This is a genomic window from Maridesulfovibrio sp. (assembly GCF_963666665.1).
Taxonomy (GTDB): domain Bacteria; phylum Desulfobacterota; class Desulfovibrionia; order Desulfovibrionales; family Desulfovibrionaceae; genus Maridesulfovibrio.
The window spans coordinates 502,557-529,275 of sequence record NZ_OY762999.1; the positions used below are offsets into that span (position 1 = coordinate 502,557).

Annotated in this window: 21 protein-coding genes; 11 read left to right on the forward strand and 10 right to left on the reverse strand. The window is 46.7% G+C overall.

All coding sequences use genetic code 11. From position 1 onward, the window contains the following. The 4 genes from pelG to ACKU40_RS02120 all read left to right on the forward strand — a co-directional run bounded on the left by pelG (position 1) and on the right by ACKU40_RS02120 (position 4,514). Positions 1-1,371 (forward strand): exopolysaccharide Pel transporter PelG, encoded by a 1,371-nt coding sequence (pelG, locus tag ACKU40_RS02105; protein WP_320174887.1) that lies wholly within the window; start codon positions 1-3, stop codon positions 1,369-1,371. A 19-nt stretch (positions 1,372-1,390) separates the two neighbouring features. Further along, positions 1,391-2,347 carry an NAD-dependent epimerase/dehydratase family protein gene (locus tag ACKU40_RS02110; RefSeq protein ID WP_320174888.1) on the forward strand — a complete coding sequence of 319 codons (957 nt, stop codon included), beginning with the start codon at positions 1,391-1,393 and terminating at the stop codon, positions 2,345-2,347. Positions 2,348-2,365: 18 nt separating this feature from the next. Further along, complete coding sequence (locus ACKU40_RS02115; protein WP_320174889.1) at positions 2,366-3,430, forward strand: HDOD domain-containing protein; 1,065 nt, start codon at positions 2,366-2,368, stop codon at positions 3,428-3,430. Positions 3,431-3,626: 196 nt separating this feature from the next. Then, the gene (locus ACKU40_RS02120) at positions 3,627-4,514 is read left to right on the forward strand and encodes an HDOD domain-containing protein (RefSeq protein WP_320174890.1); all 888 of its coding nucleotides are present in this window, start codon (positions 3,627-3,629) and stop codon (positions 4,512-4,514) included. A gap of 40 nt (positions 4,515-4,554) precedes the next feature. Here the strand turns inward: ACKU40_RS02120 and ACKU40_RS02125 are convergent, their stop codons facing one another. The 3 genes from ACKU40_RS02125 to ACKU40_RS02135 all read right to left on the reverse strand — a co-directional run bounded on the left by ACKU40_RS02125 (position 4,555) and on the right by ACKU40_RS02135 (position 8,789). Continuing rightward, positions 4,555-5,934 (reverse strand): rhodanese-like domain-containing protein, encoded by a 1,380-nt coding sequence (locus tag ACKU40_RS02125; RefSeq protein ID WP_320174891.1) that lies wholly within the window; start codon positions 5,932-5,934, stop codon positions 4,555-4,557. 64 nt (positions 5,935-5,998) lie between these two features. After that, positions 5,999-6,412: a desulfoferrodoxin family protein gene (locus ACKU40_RS02130; protein WP_320174892.1), complete on the reverse strand. Its 414-nt coding sequence runs from the start codon at positions 6,410-6,412 to the stop codon at positions 5,999-6,001. Positions 6,413-6,521: 109 nt separating this feature from the next. Next, entirely contained in the window at positions 6,522-8,789 is a 2,268-nt protein-coding gene (locus ACKU40_RS02135) for an ATP-binding protein (protein WP_320174893.1), read from the reverse strand. A gap of 253 nt (positions 8,790-9,042) precedes the next feature. Between ACKU40_RS02135 and ACKU40_RS02140 the strand changes: the two genes are divergently transcribed. Together ACKU40_RS02140 and ACKU40_RS02145 are read left to right on the forward strand one after the other, a co-directional pair. Next, the gene (locus ACKU40_RS02140; RefSeq protein ID WP_320174894.1) at positions 9,043-11,490 is read left to right on the forward strand and encodes a PEP/pyruvate-binding domain-containing protein; all 2,448 of its coding nucleotides are present in this window, start codon (positions 9,043-9,045) and stop codon (positions 11,488-11,490) included. Then, positions 11,483-12,565 carry a dual specificity protein phosphatase gene (locus ACKU40_RS02145; RefSeq protein ID WP_320174895.1) on the forward strand — a complete coding sequence of 361 codons (1,083 nt, stop codon included), beginning with the start codon at positions 11,483-11,485 and terminating at the stop codon, positions 12,563-12,565. The genes ACKU40_RS02140 and ACKU40_RS02145 overlap by 8 nt, the downstream gene beginning before the upstream one ends. A 71-nt stretch (positions 12,566-12,636) precedes the next feature. Here the strand turns inward: ACKU40_RS02145 and ACKU40_RS02150 are convergent, their stop codons facing one another. The 6 genes from ACKU40_RS02150 to ACKU40_RS02175 form a co-directional block, all read right to left on the reverse strand. Then, complete coding sequence (locus ACKU40_RS02150) at positions 12,637-13,914, reverse strand: phenylacetate--CoA ligase family protein (protein WP_320174896.1); 1,278 nt, start codon at positions 13,912-13,914, stop codon at positions 12,637-12,639. A 105-nt stretch (positions 13,915-14,019) separates the two neighbouring features. Next, entirely contained in the window at positions 14,020-14,475 is a 456-nt protein-coding gene (locus ACKU40_RS02155; protein ID WP_320174897.1) for a YaiI/YqxD family protein, read from the reverse strand. An 83-nt stretch (positions 14,476-14,558) separates the two neighbouring features. Further along, positions 14,559-15,320 (reverse strand): ABC transporter ATP-binding protein, encoded by a 762-nt coding sequence (locus ACKU40_RS02160; protein WP_320174898.1) that lies wholly within the window; start codon positions 15,318-15,320, stop codon positions 14,559-14,561. Further along, on the reverse strand, positions 15,321-16,157 hold the full coding sequence (locus tag ACKU40_RS02165) for an ABC transporter permease (protein WP_320174899.1): 837 nt from the start codon (positions 16,155-16,157) through the stop codon (positions 15,321-15,323). 119 nt (positions 16,158-16,276) lie between these two features. Beyond that, a complete protein-coding gene (locus ACKU40_RS02170) occupies positions 16,277-17,410 on the reverse strand; it encodes a CmpA/NrtA family ABC transporter substrate-binding protein (RefSeq protein ID WP_320174900.1) in 1,134 nt (377 codons plus the stop codon). A gap of 19 nt (positions 17,411-17,429) precedes the next feature. Next, positions 17,430-18,563, reverse strand: coding sequence for a double-cubane-cluster-containing anaerobic reductase (locus ACKU40_RS02175; protein WP_320174901.1), 1,134 nt, complete (start codon positions 18,561-18,563; stop codon positions 17,430-17,432). Positions 18,564-19,069: 506 nt separating this feature from the next. On the opposite strand from ACKU40_RS02175, the gene ACKU40_RS02180 reads away from it, so the two are divergent. Together ACKU40_RS02180 and ACKU40_RS02185 are read left to right on the forward strand one after the other, a co-directional pair. Continuing rightward, positions 19,070-20,755, forward strand: a complete 1,686-nt coding sequence (locus tag ACKU40_RS02180; RefSeq protein ID WP_320174902.1) for an FmdE family protein — start codon at positions 19,070-19,072, stop codon at positions 20,753-20,755. Between the two features lie 9 nt (positions 20,756-20,764). Continuing rightward, positions 20,765-21,184 (forward strand): LysR family transcriptional regulator, encoded by a 420-nt coding sequence (locus tag ACKU40_RS02185; protein WP_320174903.1) that lies wholly within the window; start codon positions 20,765-20,767, stop codon positions 21,182-21,184. Between the two features lie 79 nt (positions 21,185-21,263). Here ACKU40_RS02185 and ACKU40_RS02190 read toward each other — a convergent pair whose 3' ends face one another. After that, a complete protein-coding gene (locus tag ACKU40_RS02190) occupies positions 21,264-22,919 on the reverse strand; it encodes a thiamine pyrophosphate-binding protein (protein WP_320174904.1) in 1,656 nt (551 codons plus the stop codon). A 325-nt stretch (positions 22,920-23,244) separates the two neighbouring features. Here ACKU40_RS02190 and ACKU40_RS02195 point away from each other — a divergent pair, with 325 nt between their 5' ends. The 3 genes from ACKU40_RS02195 (at position 23,245) to ACKU40_RS02205 (ending at position 26,663) form a co-directional block, all read left to right on the forward strand. Further along, the gene (locus tag ACKU40_RS02195) at positions 23,245-23,994 is read left to right on the forward strand and encodes a transporter substrate-binding domain-containing protein (protein ID WP_320174905.1); all 750 of its coding nucleotides are present in this window, start codon (positions 23,245-23,247) and stop codon (positions 23,992-23,994) included. A 110-nt stretch (positions 23,995-24,104) separates the two neighbouring features. Continuing rightward, complete coding sequence (locus tag ACKU40_RS02200) at positions 24,105-25,763, forward strand: methyl-accepting chemotaxis protein (RefSeq protein ID WP_320174906.1); 1,659 nt, start codon at positions 24,105-24,107, stop codon at positions 25,761-25,763. Positions 25,764-26,030: 267 nt separating this feature from the next. Next, positions 26,031-26,663, forward strand: a complete 633-nt coding sequence (locus tag ACKU40_RS02205; protein WP_320174907.1) for a LysE family translocator — start codon at positions 26,031-26,033, stop codon at positions 26,661-26,663. Positions 26,664-26,719: the final 56 nt, after the last annotated feature.

The following is a 26,719-nucleotide window of genomic DNA, read 5'->3' on the forward strand; positions in this document are numbered from 1 at the left end:
ATGGCTGGAATAGGATTTGAACTGAGAAAAATGCTGCGCGGAGACAGCTTCCTTTCCGAAGTTTCCGCTTATTTGTATGCGGCAATGGTTTCATCCGGGCCTTGGCTTATGAGCGTTCTCTGCCTTGCCGTGCTGGGGTTATATTCTTATTCAGGTTTTTCCCGGATGGATCAGGATATTTTCCGGACAACTATTGTTTATGTCTATGCTTTCACTCTTATTTACGTAGGGTATATCCAGCTGGTGGTTACCCGTTACCTTGCCGACCGTTTTTATCTGGGGGATGAGAAGGTAACCCTGACCGCTTTCTTTACCAGTGCTCTTGTTGTGCTTGCTGCCGGGGCAGTAATAGGTGTTGGGGGCATTTGGTTCTTTGAGCTGAGCTTTACGTACAAGATCATTGCGGTAATTCTTTTTCTTGTCGTGGCTATGATCTGGCTGACCATGATTTTTCTTTCAGCAGTTAAGGATTTCCGGTCCATTGTGCAGGCCTTCGCAGTGGGGACCATGTGCAGCGTGGGGAGTGCTTTCATACTTTATCCGCTGTTTGGTCTTGAGGGATATTTGCTGGGTTACACCTTGGGGCAGTCGGTCATTTTTTTCTGGCTCTTGGCCCGTCTGCTTGCGGAGTTTCCCCCGGGCAGGGTCTGGGATTCCGCAATGTTTTCATATTTTATTAAATATTGGGAACTGGCCTTGATCGGCATGTTTTTCAACCTCGCAATCTGGGTAGACAAAATCATGTTCTGGTTTGCACCGGACTCCAGAATGGTGGTGCCTTACCTGCGCACCCATGACATGTATGAAGGTCCTATCTTTTTTGCTTACCTGACCATTGTGCCTACCTTAGCCATTTTTCTGGTTAAAATTGAAACAAAGTTCTACGAGCATTATCACGACTATTTTGCAAAAATAATATCCAAGGAAGACCTTTCCAGTATTTTGCAGGAAAAGAAGGGCATGATCAAAATGCTCAAGGAAAGCCTGCGTGAGATTTTGATTGTACAGGGAACATTGACAATGCTTTGTATTTTTATGGCTCCTGAGTTTGTTGATCTGGTTGGCCTTTCTCCTTTGCAGCAGCCTCTTTTGCAAATTGCTTTGGTTGGTTCCCTATTGCAGGTCATGCTTTCTGTAGCTGTGATTATTTTGTTTTATTTTGATCAGCGTAAGGAAGTATTGACGGTAACCATTGCCTTTCTGCTAAGCAACATCGGACTGACCTGGCTGAGCATGCAGCTTGGTTTTACCTTTTACGGTTTTGGCTATTGCTATTCATGTTTTATTGCTTTGATGGTTGCCTATTACCTTGTTTCAAAAAGTGTTCGTGATCTGGAGTATATAACTTTTTCAAGTCAGCCATTGTTCTGATGTAATGCCGGGAGGGGAGATGAAGAAGACTTGTCTTGTTACCGGATGTGCTGGTTTTATAGGTAGCCATTTGACACAGAGTCTGCTTGATGCTGGACATTTCGTTTTGGGGGTTGATAATTTTGCCAGTGGCTATGTGCATAATATGGATGGTTTTATCGATAATGCTGGATTTACATTTTATGAAAGGTCTATAGCCGAAGAAGGCTTACTGGCGGAATTAAAACAAGCTCACCCTGATTTGGATGTTGTTTTTCAGTTGGCTGCTGTTGTCAGTGTTCCATATTCTGTGGAGCATCCTGAATTAACTATGCAGATCAACTTTGAAGCCAACCGGGATATGCTTGATACCGCAAAGGATCTTGGAATTTCCAGTTTCGTCTTTGCTGGCTCTGCAGCAGAATATGGTAATGAAGACCGGCTTCCGGTTAAGGAAGAATATGCTCAGGATGCTGAACAGTTAAGCCCTTATGGTATAGCTAAATACAAATCTTCGGCGTATATTGAAGATTCCGGCTATGGCTGTTCATTGCGTTTTTTTAATATTTTCGGCCCGCGTCAGGACCCGACCAGCCAGTATAGCGGCGTTATTTCCCGTTTTGTGGATTTCGGATTGGCCGGGAAAAACATGGTCATCTTCGGGGATGGGGAGCAGACAAGGGATTTCCTCTATGTTTCCGATGTGGTTACTGCATATTTAATCGCTGCCGGTCTTGATGAGCAGGGCCGGGGGCCGTTGACCGGGATTTATAATGTAGGAACCGGGCTGGGCCGATCTGTACATGAGCTTGCCACAGTTGTCGCTGGCTTGACCTCTGCGCCGGAAGGGATCGATTTTAAGCCCGAACGAGCAGGGGACATCAGGCATTCCCGTGCTGATATTAGTAAAATTGCAGCAGAAGGTTTTAAGGCCGAAGTAGCTTTTGAGAAAGGTTTGGCACGAACTGTTGATTGGGCCATGAAATCTAAGTCCTAATTTTCATGAAGGATATCTATGCAAGAAATTGATCAGACTACAACGCTTAATCAGCAGGTTAAAGATGCCGCGATTAAATATGTGAGACATCTTTTCAGTCAGGCTGATGATTCTGATTTTATTCGTCTTTTAAAAAAAGAAGCATTTAAGAATGTTTACAAGAAGATGATTGTTGAGCCTGATGAATTTATGCCCCAGCCTCGTCCTGCTGATATTGAGCCATGGACGGGACCAAAGCCTGATAGCCCAAAAGATTTTTTAAAATCAAAGTTGGTTCTTCCGTCTTTACCTCAGGTTTTGGTGGAAATTCAGAAAGTGGTTAAAGATCCTGACAGTTCCGCAGATGATCTGGCTGCAGTCATTAATAAGGATCCAAAATTGGTGGCGGCTATTTTGCGTCTGGCAAACAGTGCCATGTATAATTTTCGTACTGAGGTGGATACTACTTCACGAGCTGTCGCTCTATTGGGTTTCAGGCAAGCCAGTTCTCTTGCACTTGGGACTGTTTCTCTCAGTCTTTTTAAACGGAGTGATGGACCTCAGGTTCTGAAAGTTGAGAAATTTTGGAAACATGCCATAGCCTGCGGTGTAGTTGCGCAGGAAATAGCTAAGATGGCCGGATTTCATGATTCTGAGCGTTTTTTTGTTGCCGGAATGTTACATGATATCGGGATTTATGTTATTTTTGAAAGCAATAAGAGCCTTGGTCTTGAAGTGTATGAGTTAGCTCGCAAAAACGGTAACAGCCTCTATGATGCCGAGATGGAACTGCTTGGCTTTAGTCATGCTGCATTAGGCGGTGTTATTCTTCAGGATTGGAATTTTCCTAAGTCCTTAGTGGTTGCAGCTGCAGCCCACCATAATCCTGATAAGGCCAAGGAAGATCCGGATGCCGGAATAATTCATGTGGCTGATTTTATTTCCAGAGCATTGGGATACCATCTGGGCTTGTCCCCCGTACTTGGCGTGCTGGATCATGAAATCTACGAAAGCTTTGGCGTCAGTGGGGAAATGTTCATCGACATGATTCCTGAAGTGCAGAAGCTGATTGATGAAATTTTTGAAATTCTGAATCCTGCTTAATCGCTAGGTTTGTACGAGATTTTTAATGGCCAATATTAAGGCATCATCGAAAATCAGGCCTGATATCAAAGAGGCTGCAGCGCGCTATGTGCACAAACTGTTTTTGCATACCGGAGGTTCTAATTTAGTGAATTTACTTAAGAAAGAGTCCTTTAAGCGCGTTTATAAGCAAATGATTGCAGATCCGGATTATTTTTTGCCTAGGACATTTTCATCTGATGCTGAGCCATGGGATGGAATAAAGCCTGGAGGTCCCGCAGATTTTCTTAAAGGGCCTATTGTCTTACCTTCATTGCCGCAGATTCAAATTCAATTGCAGGAAGTAATAGATAACCCTGAAAGTACTATCAGTGACCTAGCTAAGATAATCAGCAAGGAACCCAAGTTGTGTGCTGCGGTTATGCGTCTGGCTAACAGCGGGCTCTACAAAATTGAAGGGGAAGTCGACACTCCGTCTAAGGCGTTAAAAATACTTGGCTTTAAAAAAGCTGGCGGACTTGCCCTTGGTACTGCGTCCTTGAGTTTGTTTAAACGTACTGACAAGGCGGTCCTTGATCTGGAAAAATTCTGGAAGCATTCCATTGCCTGCGGTGTTGTTGCACAGGAAATTGCTGTGACTGCCGAACTTGGTGATCCAGAGCGTTTTTTTGCAGGTGGATTGATGCATGATATCGGCCTGCACGTAATATTTGAAAGTAATTATAGTATGGGGGTCGAGCTTTTCAAATTGGCCAACAGCGATGGATATAATCTTTACAAGGCTGAGCATGAGATGCTCGGTTTTAACCATGCTGATATGGGCGGTTTTATTTTAGAGAAATGGAAATTCCCCCGACAATTGATAGCTGCCGCTGGTGGGCACCATAATCCGCGTAAAATTGAGAGTGATCCTGATGCAATGGTTATTCATGTGGCGGATTTTATAGCTCAGGCACTCGGTTATGAATTGGGTATTTCTCCGGTAATCGGTTTTATTGATAGGACAGCATGGGATAAGATCGGTATTACAGCTGAACAGCTGATGGAGTTGCTGCCCGAGATACAAAGATTAATAGATAATGTTCTTTTGATCTTAAAAGAGTAATTGAAAACCCCGAAGTGTTACTCCGGGGTTTTGTTTTGATTTATTCCAGCCCGTATCCTGAGCGGGACCAGGCTATTGCTCCGCCTGCAAGTGAGCAGACCTGTGTAAATCCGTTCCCTTGGAGGTAGCTGCCGACAATGTTTGAACGGTATCCTGATCCGCACATGACGATGACAGGACTGTCCTTGTCTACATCAATTCCTTCTTCAAGTACTTTAGCGAAGGGTTTATGAATTGCTCCCTTGATGTGACCATTGTTCCACTCGGCGGGGGTGCGCACATCAAGCAGGGTGAATGTTTTGTTTTCAGCTATTGCATCATGCAATTGTTCAGTTGATTTCTGGGCCAGATTTTCAACCGGATATCCAGCCATGAGCCAGGCGGCAATTCCACCGTGCAGGTAACCGAAAATCCGATCATAACCGATACGGTGCAGTTCCGTGCACATCCGGTCGTAATCTTCTTTGGAATTAACCACCAGCAGCAGGTCGGAATTCGGTTCCACCGCCATCCCCACCCAGTTGGCGAGTTGTTTTTCAAGGCCGATGTTGATGCTTCCAGGAATATGGAATCCTCCGAATCCGGCAGCATCGCGTACATCAATTACCGTACACCCCTGATCAATCATCTGTCTGAACTTCTCAGGATTCATGGCCCGGTCAAGCGGACAGCGTTCCAGTAAAGGAGCTCCTTCAAAGTTGGTATTGATAATGTGGGTGAAGGATTTCGGGCGGCTGGGAAATGATTCCAACACCTTGGCTTTAAAATCTTCAAAGGTTTTGAACTGCAGCATGGGGTTGTAGCGTCGTTCATATCCAAGGGTACTGCTCGGTTTGGCGCTCATTCCTTTACCGCAGAGTGACCCCTGACCGTGGGCTGGATAAACTTCCAGATAATCCGGAAGTTTGCCAAGTTTTATGTACAAACTGTCATAGAGGTTGGCTACCTGTTCATCGAGAATTTCATTTCCCGGGAGGTCTGGGCGTCCAATGTCGCCTACGAAAAGCAGGTCACCGGTGAGAATCATCCAAGGTTCATTTCCACGCATGGTGTCAGTAACCAGAATGGAAATGGCGTTAGGTGTATGGCCGGGGGTGTAGAGGAAATCCAATTTTGCCGCCCCGACGATGAAGGAGTCTCCTTCTTTGATGGGGGTGTGTTTATACCCTACATCGGCATTTTCGTGGATGAACAGTTCTGCACCGACGATAGATTTAAGTTCCTGTTCACCGCCTACATGGTCGGCATGAACATGAGTGTTGATGACCCGTGTGATTTTCATGCCTTCCTCGCGCGAAATATCCAGATATTCCTGAACATCCCTGCGCGGATCTACTATGACCATTTCACCTGCGGCCGGGCAGCCGATAACGTATGAATAGCAGCCCAGTCCTTCTGTTGTTAGTTGTTTGAAGTACATCTATGCGTTCTCCTGTAAGAAAATTCAGTCAAAGAGGGTGAGAGGCAGAGTCCGCTTTTGTTTTTTACAAGGTTACCGGAGTTACCCAGAAATCATGTTTATTACAGAAGCTGGTTGCAAAGAATTTTTTCCCTTTGCTGCCGGCCGGTAGTGCGAAGCGGGAGACAGCCTTTTCATCAGTATTGGCAAAGGTTTTTGCACCGATAACATTACCATCAGCATCTACCAATGTGTGGCGGACGATATAGTGTTCTTTTGTCATTGGATGAAGTGTGCTGATAATGACCTTGCCGTTTTTTACTTCAACCTGCGGCAGATGGGTCGCTGCTTTTTTGCTCCATACGCCGGGATCTTTCTGCGTATAGATAATGTTGGATGGATACCTGCGGCTTTTTTCAGCAGCGGCATTGGTTACAGGCATCAGGATTGCTGCAGTAGCTGCGGCAGACATAGCCATGAATTTCCTTCTTGAATTCATAATAGTCTCCTTAAGGCTTTTATTTGCCTTTACTTCCTGTTTTATAGGTAAAAATATTAGTAAGTTTGCAATATAATTTAAATCGGTTATACAACAATTTTCACTATAGTCAATAACAATTCTTGTTATTGGTCTGGCTGTCCCGTTCAATCCTTTCAAGGAATTGCAGCTTGGTTATTGGTTTGGTCATGTAACAGGTACATCCGGATTCACGGGCTGATTCAGCCGTACCCTTAATGGCATGTGCGGATAGAGCAATAATTGGAACAGGGGACAGACCTATTATTCTTTCCCAATCACGAATTTCTTCAGTGGCTTTATAGCCGTCCATGACCGGCATTTCGATGTCCATAAAAATAATATCAGGCTGAAATTCCTTATATATTTCAATTCCTTCTTCTCCATTTGAGGCACATTTCATGACGTGCGGCGAATCGGAAATAAAATGCTTGAAAAGAAGACGGTTACTTTTATTGTCTTCAATAAGCAGAACTTTGCGAGGAAGAGTACGGTTTTCAGGCAGGTCTTTGCAGTTTTCTCCTTTGTTGTGAGAGTCTTTCACTTCTTTCATGGTGATGGTGAAGGTGAATGTGCTTCCGTTGCCCGGTGTACTTGATACCGAAATTGTGCCGTTCATCATTTCACACAGTTTTTTACTGATTGAGAGTCCCAGTCCCGTCCCTTGGTATTCGCGTGTTATGGAGCTGTCGGCCTGAGTAAAATGCTCAAAAATAGCATGCTGCCTGTCTTTGGGGATCCCGGGGCCGGTGTCCTGAATTTCAAATTTTAATTCAACGTTGTTATTGCTTAGTTGTCTGTATCCGGCTTGAACATATACTCCACCTGTATCAGTGAATTTTACCGCATTACCTATCAGGTTTAATAATATTTGTTTGACCCGGACAGGATCGCCTTTGACAAGATCAGGAAGTTTGCCGTCAATTCGGCAGGCCAGTTCGATTCCTTTCTGGGAGGCTGACTGCTCAAAGACGTTGCAGCATTGGCGCATTATTCTTGATGGATTAAAGTCTATGCTTTCAAGGTCCAGCAGACCAGCTTCCACCTTGGACATATCGAGGATATCGTTTATCAGGGAGAGCAAACCTTCTCCGGCGTTATCAAGCAGCTTGATATACTTTTTCTGATCGTCACGCGGATTGGAATCCTTGAGCAGATCAGTTGTGCCTAGAATTACATTCATGGGAGTTCTGATTTCATGGCTCATGACAGCCAGGAATTGGCTTTTGGCATGGTTTGCAGCTATTGCATCTTCTTTGGCCGCGTTCAGTTTCCGAGCCACCACCCAGCCGATCAGCCCGGAAAGAAGGATAGCCAAGGCCGCAGTCATGATACTTAACCGATAGTCTTTTTTTATGTCGCCCAAGTAATCGTCTTCAGGAATATAGAGTCCTATAATCCAAGGCCAATGAGTATTCTTAAAGGGGGTAAAAACCGCATTATAGCGCGCTCCCTGATGCTCAAATGTTGTAAATATCGGTTTTTGCGGAATTTGATCAGGGTGTACACTTAGCGATTTGTAAGCTTTTTGGCATACTTCATCAGATAACTCGTTGATTTTACTTAAGCGGATCTTGTGATTCTGTGTGGTTTGTTTGAGTGCTTCAAGGTCAGGGAATGCAACAACATTTCCGCTTGTATCAACAATGAATGCTTTACCGTTCTGTCCTATGGTCAGTGTACTTAAAAAAGTAGAGAGCTCGGCAATTGTGATGTCTACACCGACAACACCCTGCAATTTACCATTTTCATCGTAGACCGGGCTTGCTGTGCTTATCCCCGGTTTCTGGCTGGTAAAAAATATGTAAGGTTCGGTCCAAATTACATCATTGGTCATGAGTGCTTCAATGAACCACGGACGTTTACGGGGATCATATTTATCGAGCGGCATTAGATCACTTTGCAGTATTTTATTTTCCGCGGTGGTCCAGGTCATCGTTGTTTTGCGTTCACCGTTTTCAAAAAGGATGGTTTTTGAAAGCAGTCCATTTTTTACTTTATCATCGGAACGGGTAACCATGAAAAATTCACCTTTGGTGGTCCCGTAGTAGATGCCGGAGAGCTGGTGATATAGGGATAGCTGTTCACTGAAATACCGAATCATGTTTTCGTAATGAGCACTGCTGACAATATTGCTGTCAGCAAGGAAACGGGTCAACTCTGCTGCATTTTCCGCCGGACGAAGGTAGCTTTCCGATTTGTCCAGCGTATATGAGGAGATATTGAGCATAATCTCATAGGCCAGTTCGGTCAGAGCCTTACGGGATGTGGTGGAGTGGGGGATGATAATTATAGCCGTCAGGAGAACTGTTACTGAAACAAAGCAAATTGTCAGCCACCACTTTTTAAAATAATTCATTGTTTGAAAACATCTCCAAATATTTTGCAGGGCGGTTATCCCTTAATAATATACTGCGCAAAGGGCACTGTTTCATATTTAGCTTGGCGGGAAGATAAAATCAATATGCAGTGGAAAAAACATGTGTTGCCGATGGGTAGTGAGATTAAAAAAATATATTATTGAAATAGATTATCCGGACTGTGTTTTTTCAACGTAATAAGATAATCTTGCTGTAAGGCAAAATAGTATTCAAGTATGTCCCGGAGAGTTGATGCTTTTATTGAGAAGTTTAAAATTTTGGGCTGAAACCTTGCTGGCACCGCGAGCTTTGCAGCAACGGAAGTATGAAGCGTTTAAAATACTGCTGGAATACGACTCGCAGGCTCTTGATCTGATAGCCGATCTTGAAGAATTGTTTTACGGCAGGAAGCTTTTTGACCGCATGCAGGCTAATTGTCTACATGCTCAACTGTCGCAGGCTGTTTATGGAATGATTATGGAATTGCAGGAAATGCATCCCCATAAATTTTATGATTTATTGCCGGAATTTCATCGAATTAATTCAAAAGTGCGAAACTCAGTTGCTCTGCCTGCTCCTGACTCAGGACCTCCCTACACAGTTCCTCTGGCTGCGGCTGGTGAATGTCCAGATTTAGCGGGGGGAAAGGGAGCAAATCTAGGTCGGGTGCACGGGCTGGGGCATGTGGAGGCCCTTCCCGGTTTTGTTGTTACAGCAAATGCTTTTCAAGCTTATCTGGAGCACAACAATCTGCGTGAAGCCGTAAATAAGAGGTTGTGCCGGATGGAAGTCGGTAATGTCCGCTTGCTTTCATCTTTAACCCTCGATCTCCAAGAGTTGTTTCTTGCAGGAAAAGTCCCTCCCGAAGTGGCCGAAGAGATAAAGCGCGGTCTTTCCACTTATCTGGATGGTACCGGCAGGATTGCAGTGCGTTCCAGTGCCTTGGCCGAGGACAGTGAAATTTCTTTTGCCGGACAATATGCAAGTGAACTTGATGTGCATCCTGATGATATCCTTGAAGCTTATAAGCGGGTTTTGGCCGGAAAGTATTGTCCGCGTGCTGTCTCTTATCGTATCTCAAATGGTTTGACTGATAATGATACTGCCATGGCAGTACTCATCGTCCCTATGATAGACGCCCGTAGTTCCGGGGTTGTTTATTCCTTGGATCCTGATTGCCTAAGCCGTGATAGTGTCGGTATTTACGGAGTTTCAGGCTTGGGTGCCTCCCTTGTGGATGGCAGTGTTGTTCCGGTTAAAGGTTCACTGTACCGGGACAGGGAGCCGAGGTTAGTCAGTGACTGTGCCTTTGATCGGGCTGCATTGCCTGATGAACAAATGCTAATTCAACTGGCCAAGTGCGCTTTGAAGCTGGAAGAGCAGTTCGGTTGTCCGCAGGATATGGAATGGGCCTTGGATCAGGAAGGTCAGTTTCATATTTTACAGACACGTCCTTTGCAGCAGGAGGCGGCAGGTCAGGTAGGGGAAATAGCACCCATAGCCGCATTGCCGCTCGTTGAAGGTCTAGAACGTGCTTCTGGAGGAGCCGGGTGTGGTAAAGTTTATTTTGCCCGCAGCGGTGAAGAGATAGCCCGTATTCCTGAAGGCTCCATCGTGCTTACCCCTGCTCTGAAACCTTCCTTGCTGACTTTTGCCGCAAAGATGAACGGCGTGCTCTCTGCTGCCGGAAGCAGGGCCAGTCATTTCGGTTCTGTTGCAAGGGAGATGGGGATTCCTGTGCTGGTGGGCGATGTGTTGAATCGTTTCGAGCCGGGACAGCTGGTTACTGTGGATGGAACAGCTGGAGCTGTATACCAAGGATGTATAGAGAGCGTGCTGACCCGCAGTTGCAATAATTCGCAGGTTCCGCAGCGTATTCTTGATTTATATAAGGATATGGCTCCGCCGTTGGTCCATCTGAATTTAGTTGATCCGAATGCTGAAAATTTCAGCCCTTCCGGCTGTGAATCCATGCATGATTTAATTCGTTACTGCCATGAAAAGGCTGTTCAGGAAATGTTTTCGCTGGTGGACAAACGCGGTCTGGGCATGGGAAATTCAAAACGATTGGCAACCTCACTGCCGCTTGTGGTTTATCTGATTGATTTGGAACGGGGCCTTAATTCCGGTGTTGAACACAAGAAGGAAGTTCTTCCTGATGATATCAGAAGCTTCCCCATGCAGGTTTTCTGGAAGGGGCTATCCGATGTGCGTGTGGCTTGGCCTGAGGAAATGACCCACGTGGACTGGGAGGAATTTGATCGCATGTCCGCAGGACTTTTCAGTAAGGATTCCAAACTGCTCGCCAGTTACGGTCTGCTGGCGGAAGATTATATGCATCTGCTGGTTCGTTTCGGTTACCATTTTTCTGAAATTGATTCCCTGTGCGGACCTGTGTCCGGTCATAATTATATCAAGTTTCGTTTTAAGGGCGGCGGGGCCGGGTTTGATAACCGTATTTTGCGGTTGGAATTTATCAGCAAGGCACTTCAGCATTACGAATTTGAAACTGAAATACGCGGAGATATGCTGTTGGCCGTCAGCTCCCGACTGGATTCAAAGGCTACGGCAAAACAACTTGCTGTTTTGGGATATCTCATGGCTGTGACACGGATGATGGATATGAGGTTGGAAAACTCAGATCAGGTGAAAGCTGAGCTGGCAAGATTTGTATCCGCTGCGGAGGGGATAGATGTCTGAGCAGAATAGCGGAGATATCTATATTCCCTGCTGGGTGACCGATCAGCTTGCTGTCGGATGCGCTCCCATGAGCCATGCCCAGCTGGATTCTCTCAAAGCTCAGGGGATTGACGGGATTATCAATCTTTGCGGTGAGTTCTGCGACCTTCATGAGATTGAACAGAATGCAGGGTTTGAGGTCTATTACCTTCCTCTTGAAGACGAGGAGGCTCCGGAGCTGGTAGAGCTGGAAAAGGCCCTTGAGTGGCTGGATGAGTCCATTTATCTGGGCAAGAAGGTTCTTATTCATTGTCGCCATGGCATCGGCAGGACCGGGACCGTGCTTAATGCTTACCTATTGCGGCGAGGTCTGGGGCATAAACTGGCCGGACGGAAAATGAAGGCCTTACGCTCCAAACCCGCCAATTTTTCCCAGTGGTGGACTATCCGCAAGTATGGCCGCAAAAGTGGAAAACTGACCGCGCGCACTCCCTGCGTTGAATTTAAGCGTAAAGTTGATCTGTCTCCCTTCTTTAATGATTATCTGGATTTGGCCGGTAAAGTTGAGCAACTGGCAGCAAAGTTTCAAGACCAGCAGCAATGCGGCTTGGATCATGATCGTTGTTGCCGGACTCCGCTAAGGATGACCCTTGCTGAGGCCCTTCATTTAAGCCATTGCGTGAATCTGGAACTGACCCACGAGGATCGTTTGGCTGTTATTGAAAAAGCTGTTGCTACAGCTCGTGCCGAACGGCTGGCTATGCGTGAAATATCGAGTGATAATGAAGCCGGATTCTGTCTTTCGGGTGTAGATTCGATTTGTCCATTGCTGGAGGAAGGCAAATGTCGACTCTTTGATTCTCGGCCCCTCCAATGTCGGGCTTTCGGTTTGGATACTTCGGAGAACGGGCAGCTGTGGCGCGAGGAGCTTATGCCCGGCCTTGATAAAATTTCCAAAGAAATCTGGTTTGCCTGTACCGGAACCATGCAGGATGGAAAACTGCCGCTTTTTGCCCTGCCGGATGTTGTTTCCGGTAAGTTCATAGAGCTGCTGTTCAAACTGATGATGGCGCAGGGGCTGGAAGAGAAGAAATAATATTATTTCCAAACAGCAAAGCCCCTCTCTGCCTGATCAGGTAAAGAGGGGCTTTGAGGTTAAATATTAAGTTACATGAACCGCTTATCAATAACCCTTCTGATCTTACCCGTGGTTTCCACCCTCTGTATGCCGCCGGAGGGTACAACCAGAATCTTGAAGGCCCGGATGCTGTTTTTATTACGGTTGATACCCACTGCGGGGATTTTTCTTGTCAGGCATTCATAGACATTGGAGCACAGCTGGTAGTCATCAACTGCATCTCCGTCAGCGGCTTCAACGCGTATAATGATGTCTGTTTCCTTTCCATTCAAGTCCAGCCGTACTTGAAAGACCGGAGTCAGTTCCTTGAAATTGCCCAGACAGGAATCAATCTGATCCAGAGACATGGAATCGTACTGAAATTCGATTATTTCATCGGAACGTTGCAGTAATTTGAAGCGTGGACTGGTCCTGCCGCATGGACACTCTCCGTCTATCCATTCGATGTCGTCTCCAACCTTCATGCGGATAGCTGGTTGTAGGGATCTGATCAGGGAGGTGGCAATGATGCCTCCGTCATCATCCTGTTCCACTATGCAGTGCGGTTGCAGGATGTGGTGCTCTGTTCCGGTACAGTGTTCACATTGGAAGCCGATAGGACCTACTTCAGCTGCTCCGTATCCGGCAGAATGGAATGACGCATCGGGCCAAACCGAGGAGAGGTAGCTTTCCTGCTCCGTGGTCAGTGGAGTGGAGGCGAATGCTACTTTCTCAATATCAAGCTTGAGGCCGCGCCGTGTGGCTGCTTGAGCAATCTGGACCAGTGTGGGGGATATTCCGAAAAGGGTGTTCGGTCCCATCATCTCCAGATAATCAAGGGTCCGTTCTATCGGTTGGTTGTCGGTGATGGGCAGTATGTTGCAGCCGATCATTTCAAGGGCACGGTAACTGATCAGGAATCCGTTCCAGAAGGCTCCGGCGCGGATGCAGTTTGCGACCAGATCGTCAGGAGTTATCCCGCAAGCCTTGAGGCCATAGGCCGCTCCATTGCATACTTCCTGAAATTCATCCAGACCGTAGCGTGCAAAACTCATCTTGCCGGAAGTGCCTCCGGTGGAGAACTTATAGAATCCCCCGGTGGTGCGGGTATAAAGGGACTTCTTGCAGGTTTCCCCTTCTGTGCAGAGGGTCTGCTTGTCGATAATCGGAATATGCTTGAGCTCATCCAGACTTCTCAGGGGCAATTTGATGTCTTGATAAAGTCTTTTATAAAAAGAGCCTTTAACGGCAGTGCCCAGAATCTGGTTCAGCTTTTCCAGTTGATATTTTTCGGCAGTCTTATTGTCTGAGAAATGGAGATCGGTCATACTGGCCTCCCTTGCGTATTCGATAATCAAAGCATGGTTTTCAGAATAAGCTTAGCAGATTTAGGGAGGAGATGTATATATTTACAGGAATATTTTTATGTTTTGTTAAATCCGGTTCAAGCTGCGGGTCAGGAATTTGTCCAGTTGGTTGGTAAAATTCTGCTTATCCTTAGGGCTGAACGCAGCAGGACCACCGGAAACAGTTCCCGCGCTGCGCAGTTCTTCCATGAGGTTGCGCATGCTCAGTATGCCCTTGATGTTGTCTTCGGTGTAAAGCTCTCCGCGTGGGTTTAGACCAGTTGCGCCTTTCTCAACAATCTTGTCTGCCAGCGGGATGTCTGCGGTAATAACCAGATCTCCGGCATTGCACAGCTTAACGATTTCATTGTCAGCCACATCGAATCCTGCACCTACCTTAACCATTTCGATAAAAGGAGATGCGGGAATAGTCATATACTGGTTGGCCACTAGAGTAAGTTTTACTTCCCGGCGCATGGCGGTTTTGAATAGTATTTCCTTAACTGCCTTGGGGCAGGCATCGGCGTCGACCCAGATTTGCATAATTATTTATCCCTGATGATCAGAAGTTTGATTTGCTTTTTCGGCCTTACTATGAGGCGAGGGGATAAAAATCAATGTTTAAGTTAATGCTCCAGCTCTTTTAAAATATAATCAGTCAGCTCGCCGAACTCAGGCATGGCCCTGCTGCGGGGACGTTCCATATCTACTTCAAGCATTTTACGTATCCGTCCGGGTCGGCTGGACATAATTACTATACGGTCTGCCAAGTATACAGCTTCATCAACAGAGTGGGTGACCAGCACGATTGTTTTACGGGTCATTTCCCAGACTTTAAGCAGTTCCTTCTGCAGCAGGATGCGGGTATGTGCATCCAGTGCTCCGAAAGGTTCATCCATGAGCAGGACATCCGGTTCATTGGCAAGGGCACGGGCAATGGCGACCCTTTGGCGCATGCCGCCGGAAAGTTCATGAGGATATGCATCCTTGAAATCGATCATGTTGACCATGCGGAGATATCGCTGGGCGTCTTCGTATCGTTTGGCCTTATCCACTCCGGCAAATTCCGGTCCGGCTGCAACATTATCGAGCACACTCAACCACGGGAATAGTGAGTATTCCTGAAAAACAAGACCGATCTCTGCGCAAGGCCTGCTGACCGTGGCTCCATTGTAATGGACCGTGCCGGAAGAGCTTTTTTCCAGTCCTGCGGCTATGCGCAGAATGGTCGATTTACCACATCCGGAAGGCCCGACTATGCAGGTAAATGAATTGCGGGGAATTTGCAGGCTGACACCGTCTACAGCCAGAACTGTATTTCCTGTCCCGGTAGTGTATTCTTTGCTCAGTCTGTTGATTTCTATGACTTGATCCAATTCTTGATTCATCTAACCAGCCTGCCTGCGCCATGAGAAGTGTTTGTGCTCAATGTGGCGGAATACCGCGTCCATTGCAGCCCCGACCGCGCCGATGGAAATCATCCCGGCAATAACGATATCTGTGGAGGCCAGCGTGAAGGCATGGGTAATCATGTAGCCGATGCCGGAAAGTGATCCGGGAAGCATTTCAGCGGAAACAAGGCACATCCATGCAATACCCAGCCCAATGCGCATTCCAGTAATGATGGAAGGCATTGCCGCCGGGAGCAGTACCTTACGGAAAATCTGTTGTTCGTTTGCACCGAGCACCCGTGCGGAATCAATCAGTGTCTTATTCACATTGCGGACCCCGTGAATGGTCGAGGTAAGGATGGGGTAGAATGCTCCGATGAAGATAATGAACAGCATGGAGAATTTGATGTTGTCCAGATAGATATACAGCTGGCCTGTTTCCACACCGCTTAGTGTCGCAAGGCTGGAAATTCCGAACCATGCCATGACCAGCGGAACCCATGCCAATGGAGGGATGGGCCGGAACAGGTTTAGGAAGCCGTTGAAAAATTTAAACACTACCCCGTAATATCCCATGACTACCCCAAGCGGGATGGCTACAGCAGCCGCCAAAGTGTAGCCCATGATCACCCGAACAAGGCTGACCAACACATTGCCAGCCAGAGACCCCATGCTGATCAGATCTTCTGTGGGATTGAATACGATATGACCGACTTGTTCTATACCGGGCAGAATGACCTGATTGCCGATCTCGCGGGCAAGGCCGATCCAGACCACAGCCAGCAAAGCCGGAGCCATAACAGGAAGTGTAAGTGACAAAGCACGTGTTTTCATACGAAAGACCGTCTTAGCGCGCTGCATGCGAAGCATACGAAAAGGTTTTGAAAAGGATGAGGGCTGGGGAAGGGAAAACTTTTGCAAAAGTTTTCCCTTCCCCAGCCGCCGGAGGCATCTTATTTCTTCAAGCTTTTTTCTACAAAAGAGAAATCGAACAAAACGGGTTTAGCGGCAGTGATATCCGCGTCTTTCATTTTGCCTTTGAACTTATGCATGTTGTTAAGCATGGCGATAAACTTAGCCTCACCTTTGATCCAGTTTTCGGTAGGATCAGTGGTGTAGATGATAGTGGATTTCTCTACTGCTTCAGCGGGAACTCCGATCCATTTGGCTGAGATAGCAGCAGTTTCTTTTTTATTGTTGTTGCTCCATTTGGAAGCAGCAGTCATGAGATCGGTCATGGCCTGCACAACTTCGGGCTGACTGGCGATGATCTGTTCACTGGCACCCATTACGCAGCAGGGGAAGTCGGTCCATGCTCCGGCCGGGGGCAGATCGCGGGAATCAAGACCGATGTGACCAACATGTTTGTGCTCGGCAACAACGGGATGCGGAGCAGGGCCGACCCAACAGTCAACCTGCTTACTGAGCAGTGCCGGGATGAGGTTGGAGGTGGACTTGAGGTCAACCATGAGGATGTCGGCTTCTGCATCGTTGGGGTTGCCGGTAACTTTGAATCCGGCATTGTACAGAGCCCCTTCAAAAGCGATGCGCGGTGCGCTGGTAGGGGAGTGATAGCCGATTTTGAAAGGTGTTTTGGACGCTTTGATTGCTGCGGCTACGTCTTCATAGCCGTTGACCTTGCTGCCTTCCGGGAAAACCATGCTCATGCCGTCCACGTGCAGGGGACAGAGGATTTTCATCTTTGTTCCCTTGTCGATTCCGCTCATGAAAGCGGTGCTGGAAGCAAGGCCGAGGTCCAGACGGTTCATGGCGAACAGGGTGGTTGTTTCGGAACCGCTCTTGGATACAATCAGGTTGATTACAGCCAAAGGTTTGCCTTCAGCATTCATGAGTTTGAATTTCTGTTTGGGAACCATTTCTTCCAGATATGCACCGGTGCTCTGAAATTCCTTACCCTTAATTGCCGCCACCATGATCGGGGTGTGATGGGTGGTGAAAATGTAACCCATGTACAGGCTGGGAAGTTTGCTCTTCGCAGCATGCGCAGCTCCGGCGCTGAAGCTGCAAGCCAGCAGCAGTGCCGCGAGGATCATAAATCCTTTGTTGAAAAATCCTTTAACGTTCATCCTTGTCTCCTTGAATTGTTTATTCAGCAAGCTCTACAAACGCTTCAATGCGGGTCCGTAGTTGCTCAATGTCTGATTCGGAATAGTCGGTCTCAATGTGCAGGAATGGCAGACCTATTTCGTCCTCCACGAAATTACGCAGAACAGTGGATTCTGCATTGTAGGTATGACATCCCAGCCACGTGAGATCGATAATTGCGTCTATTTCAAAGGTTTTGACCATCTCGTTGATGGAATCCAGTCTGCCGGGGTTGGGGCTCATACAGGAGCAGGGAACCTGCAGGTAACGGCGTGCAATTGCTTCGTAGGGATTACCTGTCTCATCCACCTGAAGAGTCTGGCCCTTAAGCCCGGAACAGTTCTCCATGCAGACCACGTATGCACCCAGTTCTTCGGTGATGGTAATTGCTTTTTCAGATCCTTTACCTACCGGGCATCCGGTAAGCATTATGCGCACGCCTTTCTTTTTCGGCAGGTTCGGGCGGATCAGATATTCATCAACCTCAGTACGCAGGGTCTGTAATTTTTGCAGATAACTTTCAGGATGCACTGCGAAACTTTTGCTTTCCTGCACTGCGAGCATGTCGCGGGCGGTGAGCGGAGAACGTTTGTCCGCGCAGAGAACCAACAGTTCATAGAGTTCCGTGCGAATTTTGTTTTGCAGGACGATTTCAGCGTGCAGGGCTTCTTCGGTAACTTCTACGCCGGAATATTTGACGAGAAAATCTTCAAGTTCATGTAGGGATGCCAGCCAGTATTGGAAGGGAGCTTCCCCTTTCTGGGTGTGCGGAAGTTGCATGAGATGAAGCGGTTTGATTGCTTTCATCAGTTCATACATTTTCTTTTTGCCGTCACAGGTGGTCTCGGCGACGATGATGTCCGAGAATCCGAAAAATGGGCAGGTATCTGTGGCGGCATAGCCGTAACTGGATTTGATGAGCGGGCATAAACTGGCTGGAAGTTCCCGCTCTGCTTCCTTAATTGGAGCCTGCTTTTTTCCGCAAAGACTTACCGGAGCAATTCCAGCTGCGCGGATAAGTTCATCAGGGGCATAAATACAGTAGACCCCGGCAACTTTTTTCCCTTGGTCTTTCCAGTCTTCAAGCTCCGCCAGACTATATTCAGAAAAAGAAATGAACGGCTTCAAGTTCACGGCTCCATCCTCTATTTAAAAGTGAATGTTAGTTCATTTTGTCTTGTAAGGTCATAATTTTCCGAGCTAAATGATCACAGAACTATTGTTGCGTCCAATTGGTTTTTGAAATGACTTGGTGAGTTTATGATTGATTTTTGTGATTCTTAACTGCGATGGTGATCTATTTAAGATAGAGGGACGCTATGCGCGCAGCAGAATTTACGATCTCAGTAAATGGTTTATTTTAACATATATGGCTTTTTCAGTATTATGGACCGGAAAAATCTTTATGATTAATAGGTTAGTTCGATCTAATTGATGTTGATTTATTTGATTAAAGCTATAAACAAAGGTTCTTTCTCTACTGTCGCGGTATGAAATTTTGCTCGTAAAGTATTGATATGTAATAGTAAAAACAATTTGTTCCAAACCGTACTTAATCCCATCTCTTTTGAAGTTCGCTCCTGCTTTCTTTAATTGTGCCCTATACGGCATAATTAAAGTTTTTAGAATATGGAGAGAATATGAATCTTGAAGCCTCTATCTGTCAGGAAAACACACCGGTCCGCGATGATTCCATAGGTCCGTATACATATGATGAATTTATTGAAGCTGCCCGCAAATTTCACGGCAGCCCTGCACCGGGACTCATTCTCGGTGGTTATATGATGGAGGAGGCCCGCAAGCATCTTCCTGAAGGTACACTTTTCGACGCAATTTCCGAGACTTCGTGGTGTCTGCCCGATGCAGTGCAGATGCTGACTTTGTGCAGCACAGGAAACGGCTGGTTGCGAGTTAAGAATCTCGGGGTCTATGCCCTGTCTCTCTACGATAAGTACACTGGCGAGGGTGTGCGCATTCGGGTGGACCCCGAGAAACTTAAAGACTGGCCGGAAACCGAATCATGGTTTTTTAAGAGACGTCCCAAGCATGAGCAGGATTCCGTAAAGCTTCATGCCGAAATTCGCGAAGCCGGAGCCTCTTTCTGTTCCATCGAGGCAGTGCGAATCAAACCGGAAGCAATGATCAAGCGCAGCAAGGGCGGAATCACTACCTGTCCTATATGCGGGGATGCTTATCCCGGGTCTTTCGGCGCTATCTGTAGAAGCTGTCAGGGTGAAAGCCCCTATGCCAGTCGCGATGCCGGACTCAAGGCTTCCACAGCCAAGCTGCCTGAAGGACTCAAAGTAGTCCCGGTGGATGAAGCTGAAGGCAAGACCGCAGTTCATGACATGACCCGCATTGTTCCCGGCGAAAGCAAGGGACCGGAATTTCGCAAGAATCATGATTTCACTGCCCACGATATCTGTAGATTGCAGATGATCGGCAAGAACCATATCTATGTGGATGAAGGTGATATCCCCGAAGGGGAGTGGGTGCACGAGAACGAAGCTGCCCGGACATTCGGTCGCATCATGGCCGGGGACGGTATCTGTCCCGATGGTGAGCCAAAGGAAGGTAAGGTCACTTTGCTCGCCGAACATGACGGGATTCTGGTCAGCGACCTTGAAATGATGAACCGTTTCAACCTTGTTCCCGATGTGATGGTTGCGGCCCGTAAGAGTGGTACTTTGGTCAAAGAAGGCGCACGTATTGCTGGAACACGGGCCATTCCCCTCTACCTTTCCCGCGAGAATTTTTCCCGCGCTGTTTCTGCGCTGAACGGCGATCCGCTGTTCAAGATTCTTCCCTTACAACGTAAGAAGGTCGGCATCCTGATCACCGGGGATGAGGTTTTCAACGGCCTGATAGATGATAAATTTGAGTCTGTCATCACCGCAAAGGTGCAGGCATTGGGCTGCGAAGTTGTCCGCTCTGTCATTAAACCGGACAATCGTGAAGAAATCCGCGACGCGGCCCTTTCCCTCATGAAAGAAGGTTGTGACCTGCTCATCACAACCGCAGGAATGTCTGTTGATCCTGATGACGTGACCCGCCACGGCCTGGTGGATGCCGGAGTATCCGACCTCCTTTATGGTGCTCCGGTACTCCCCGGCACCATGCTGCTGCTGGCTAAAGTCGGTAACGCGAGGGTTATCGGTGTTCCGGCCTGTGCTCTCTTTTTCAAGACAACCAGCTTGGACCTTGTACTTCCCAAGGTGATTGCAGGGCAGGAAATCTCCCGCAGTGATCTCGCCGCACTTGCTGACGGCGGATACTGCATGGAATGCAAGGTTTGCACTTTCCCCAAATGTCCTTTCGGAAAATAGGAGGCGAGTATGAACAAGAACATCGACCCGCCCGAATTGGGTTCAACCGCGGCTCTGGTCCAGATGGATACCCACAATCCAACAATCCGGCTGCATCTCTGGCTGGAGGGAGGTGAGGGGGTGTTCTTCGGTTACGGCAGATTGCTTCTGCTGGATAAGATTGAAACCTGCGGTTCGCTTAAAAAAGCATCCGAAGAGCTGGGCATGTCCTACCGTGCCGCTTGGGGTAAGATCAAACAGACCGAGCAGGTTCTGGGGTTCCAGCTCATGGAACGGGCAGGCAGCAGGCGCAGCGGGTACCGTCTGACCGAGGCAGGTCGTCTTGTGCGCGATAAATATCTTGAATGGTTCAATAAGGTTGAGCAGGATGCCCGCACACGGGCTGAGGAAATTTTTCCTTGGAAGTCCAAGAGTTTCGGGGAAAGTTGAGAGTCAGAAAATAAATGAGGGCCGTACATGGATCAACATGTACGGCCCTTTCTTATGCTTTAGGTACTAGCTTTTACAATCAAGTCTTCCAGCCCGGTCCTTTCACAACAATCTCGTTCAGGACACGCCCCATCTTCGGGCTTTCCATCATTCCGGTAACTACTTCGATATAGCATCCGCTGTCCGCTGCTGCGGCTTTTTGTAATGCCTTGTCCAGTTCGCGGTTAGTGGTCACCTTTACGCTGAACCAGCCGTCCATGCCCAAGGCTTCAGGCAGCTTGCTGTAATTCCACTGGGCCAGATCATTATAATAGATGTATGGATCTTCGCAGAGCAGCCGCTCAATGAGATAGCCATCGTTATTCACGCAGAGGATTATGGGCTTGAGCTTGAAACGGGCAAACTGGCAGATTTCATGGGCGGTCATCTGGTGTGCGCCTTCTCCGGTGATCAGCAAGGTTCGGCGATCAGGCGCGGCAAGTGCTGCCCCGAAAGATGCCGGAGTAGCCCAGCCGATGGAGCCCCAGAGGGTCTGGTTGAAGAATACCGCATCCTCGGGCAGACGGGCATTGACCAGCCCCATGGAAGGGGTTCCGGTTTCGCCCATAATAATATCATTCGCCGCGAAAAAGCGTTCGATGCGCGGGTATAGTGATTCCGCAGTTATTTCATCATCCGCCTCACCCACAGGTTCACCTAGTCCCTGTGGAGTCATGGGGATCGGCAGTGAAAGGTTGCCGATTCGTGCGCAAAGTTCGCTCAGTACGTCTTCCATCTGCACATTATGGTAAACCGCATGCCCGATGCAGACACGGTCAGGATGGATTTTAATTTCATGATTCGGTCTGAGATTTACGGTAAACGCCCCGGTATTGATGTCCGAAAGGATCGTGCCGAAGCTAACCACCAGATCTGCTGATTCAACGGTCTGCCGCACTTCCTCATCGAGAATGCGTCCGTTGTATACCCCGATAAAATTAGGATGTGTTTCGGAGAGCGTACCCTTCGCCATGAACATGGAAGTGAAGGGAATGCCGGATTTATCAATGAATTCGAGCATCGGGTTATGCAGCTCATGGCGTCCGATAAGGGCACCGACCATGGCGATGGCGCTTTCAGCTTTTTCCAGCCTTTCGATGATCAACGGAATGACCGTATCAAGGGTATCCTTATTGCTGACAGGCGAGGGCAGGGTATGCGGCTTGGTGCAGCCCAGTTCCTTGATCGCTTCATCCGCAGGTACCGCAATATAGACGGGATGTTTTTTTGTCAGTGCGGCATTGATGCAGCGTTCTACCTCTGCCACAGTATTTTCAGCCGTAAGGATGGTACTTGCGCAGACCACAGGTTGGGTCATTTTATGAAAAAGGTCGAATTCACCGTTGCCAAGTGAATGGTGGATAAGGTTGCCGTTGCGTTGCACCGTGCATTTGGGAATGCCCACAATATGGAAGACAGGCAGGTTCTCGGCATAGCATCCGGCAATGCCGTTAATGGCACTAAGTTCACCCACTCCGTAGGTTGTGCAGACAGCGGCTTTACCTTTGATACGGGCGTAACCGTCTGCGGCATATGCTGCGTTGAGTTCGTTGCAGCAGCCGATCCATTTGAAGTCTGAATCTGTGCAGAAGGCATCATTAACCGGGAAGGCATAATCGCCCGGAACCCCGAAAATGTCCGTTATTCCGATTTCTTTCAGTCGTTCAAGCAAATGCTGGATAACTGTCTGGCCCATGGATAATCCCCCTATTGGCTATGGTAAGCTGGTGGTATGGTTTGTTTGCTAGTGTGCCATTGTGGGTGATTTGTGTCTATGGGGTTTAAGGATTTTGGTGCAAGTAGATTGGGGTGTGTTTTAGACGGCTTAAATTTTCAGTTATACAAGGGGGATTTAACTGTTAAAAAAGTTATTTTTTGTATCGTAGTCCCTTACTGTTTAAAATTATGGATTATTTTATGTTCTATGAATGTAATGAAAAATATTAATTTTTGTCTGTTGTGAGACACCAAATTGGTATAATGTAAATGTAGGTCTCAGTATTCCAAACACTGGAGGAAATATGAAACGTATAGTCTGTCTGGCCTTAGTTGTCGCATTTTTGATTGGCGCTCAAATTTCTCATGCTGCTCAAAAGGTAACTGTTTACGGGGAAGAATCCTATATTCCCTATGCTTTTTTGGACAATGGAACACCTAACGGTATTTACGTGAAAATTCTTAATCAGGTGTTTTCGAAAATGACTGATTATGATGTGACTATTGAGCTTGTCCCTTGGAAACGGGCATTGAATTTAGTGGAAACCGGTAAAGGTTTCGCATGTTTTGCCTCGTATTACAGGCCCAAAGAGCGCCCTTGGGTTTCTCCTTGGTCAGAACCGATTATAAGCGAGGGATATGCAGCATATTGCGGGAAGGAAGTTGTTTCAAAGCCAAGACAGAATTGGCCGGCTGATTTTAAGGGCTTAGAACTTGGTTGTATTTCCGGTTATTCTATTCCCAACAAAAAAGAACTCAATTTTCAGGACGCTGATAATAATGAAACAAACCTTAAAAAACTCATTAGTGGGCGTATCGATTGTTTCATTCAGGATGATGCGTCTATTAGATATAGTATGAAGCAGATGAATATTCCCTCTGGTAAAATAGTAAAAGCAATGCAGGTAAGCAGCGAAAATGGTTACCTTGCTTTTTCTAAAGCTTTTAACGCTTCATACAAAGATGATTTTGTTAAAAAATTCAATCAGGTTCTTTCTGAAATGAAGAAAAGTGGTGAAGTCGATAAAATCGTTGCTGATTTCTTGGGTAATTAACAATAACTAACAGCGGTCTGTTCTGCCGGGCAGGTGATAGCTTGCCCGGCAGATTATTGATGCCTTTTATTTCTGCTGCCCAGCTAAATTTGATTCAGAATGGAGATATCATGAACAAAGCCCCCTTCCTAAAAAGCATCCAGTTCAGGATTATCGTGTTATTAGTTGCTGTGGTGACACTGATTCTTCTTGGATTCGGCTTGAGGGATTACTACCAGATTCGTACCCAATTGGAAACTAACCTGAATAAACAAGCGGACAGGACTGCCGGACGATTGGCATTAGGAATGATAACTCCTATTTGGGATTTTAATGATTCTTTAGGAACGAGAGTTATCAAGTCTGAAATGGAGCTTGAGGAGTTGTCGTCCGTTATTGTTTATGAAGCTGATGGTAAGAAAATTTTTCTCGCGTTGGGTAAGACTTCTACAGATGAAATTCAAAAGCTGGAGAAACCGCCAACCGGAAATTATGTCACAGTAAGCAAGGATATTTCTCGTAAAGAGAAAAAAATCGGTGTCGTAACGGTTTATTTTACCCGTGAAATTCTTGAGGCAAAGCTTGTCCAGGAAATTATGGGAATCACACTCAAGACTGTGGTTACCGATGTTCTGATTATTTTTATTCTCTTTTTTGTGATTCGTGGAATGCTCATCAATCCCGTAAAAAGAATACAGACCTTTGCGGAAAAAGTGAGTGGCGGTGATTTGGAGTGTTCTTTCGAAGAAGGAACTTTTTACGGAGAGTTGGGTGAGCTTAAAACAGCAATTCTTCAAATGGTTCAGAATCTTAAGCGGACCATCAGCGAGGTGGAAGTTAAGGAAAACGAAGCTGCTGAAGCGGCAAAAGAAGCAAGACAGGCCTATGATGACGCCGAGATGGCGCGACAGCAGGCTGAGAGTGCCCGCCAGGAAGGAATGCTTGAAGCTGCGTCCATTTTGAAGGAAATATCTGAAAATATTGTTAATTCTGCGGATCATCTTTCCGGTCGTGTCGATCAGGTAAACGAATACACAATGCAACAGCGGGACAGGTCCGGTGAGACCGCAACTGCAATGGAAGAAATGAATGCCACTGTACTTGAGGTAGCTCAAAATGCAGGGCTGGCAGCAGACAGTGCTGAATCTTCCAAAGATAAGGCTGAGCTTGGTTCAAGCAAGGTTTCTGATCTTGTTGCCTCTATTAATAACGTCAGCAATCTTTCCGACGAAATGAAAGAAAGTTTAGCTGAGTTGGGCAGGAATGCTGATGGAATCGGAACCATCATGAATGTTATCAACGATATCGCCGACCAGACCAACCTGCTGGCGCTGAATGCTGCAATCGAAGCTGCGCGTGCCGGTGAGGCTGGCAGGGGTTTTGCAGTCGTTGCGGATGAAGTCCGCAAGCTGGCAGAAAAAACAATGCAGGCAACCAAGGAAGTTGAGAATGTAATTACTGCTATCCAGAACAGCAGTTCTCAAAACATCCGTTGCATGGATGATACAACAAAAGCCGTGGATCAGAGCATGGGACTGGCAAAGGAGGCAGGTGAATCACTGGTTGAGATTGTGTCCTTTGTGGAAATAACATCTGATCAGGTCCGCTCAATTGCTACAGCTTCTGAGCAACAGTCAGCCTCAAGTGAAGAGATCAACCGGGCCATGGATGACATCAACAATATTGCCATGGAAATTTCTTCTGACATGGAGCAGGCAACTTCTGCTCTTCACAAATTGAAGGATCTTTCAGAGCAACTGGTTCAGCTTATCCATAAGCTTGAAAGTTAATAAATTTAATCCAAAGGATTATGAGTAAAAACAGACAGTGCTTGTAAAAGTGCTGTCTGTTTTTTTGCTAAGATTCTATGGAATTTTCTGAGAATTCGATGGCGAAGGCTAAGTTTAGTTTTACTAGTGTGTCTACATGTAAAGAATACGTTGACAATAGAAATTTACTGATTGAAATTCTCTGCTTCTACCAAAGATAGAAAGCCAGTCTTAATCATATACCGTAAAATTGCTTGATAGCATTTTTTCGTTTTTATGGAGTGTTCAATGGACCTACAGATGTGGTTGCTTTTTTTTTCCGCCTACTTGGTGATCACGTTATCGCCGGGGCCGAATGTCTTATTGGTGCTACGAAATAGTGTTAAGCATGGCTGGAAGTCTGCTTTTATTACTGTTCTGGGTAACCTGTGCTGTCAGTTTATTATAGTATGCTTGGTTGCTGTTGGAGTGGGTAAGCTTATTCAGGAGCTTCCATTCTGGTTCTTTGCGATGAAACTTGTTGGCGGAGCGTATCTGATTTATCTTGGAATTAAGAACCTGATAGCGGCGCGCAAAGCAGGTTTACAGCACGTCGAAAAGACTGCTCCTGCTGATACGAATGTCAGCAACATGTTTGCCGAAGCGTTCTGGGTTTCAGCCAGTAATCCCAAGACGTTGATTTTTCTGTCAGCTTTTTTACCGCAGTTTCTTGATGTAAATCATCCTGCGTATGAACAGTTCGCAGTAATGTTTTTATCTATCTGTTTTATCGTTACGTCAGTGCATCTGGGGTATTCGTATCTGATAGCTTATTTCGGTAAGTTCTTTTCCTTTGATAATTTTAAGCGCAAAATCGATGGAATCACAGGTGGGCTTTTTGTTGCTCTAGGTGGGGGGCTGCTTTTGAGTAACAGATCTTAAGATAGCTTTTATGCTGAATAAAATTATAGGGTTAACTCTGTTTGGAGTTAACCCTG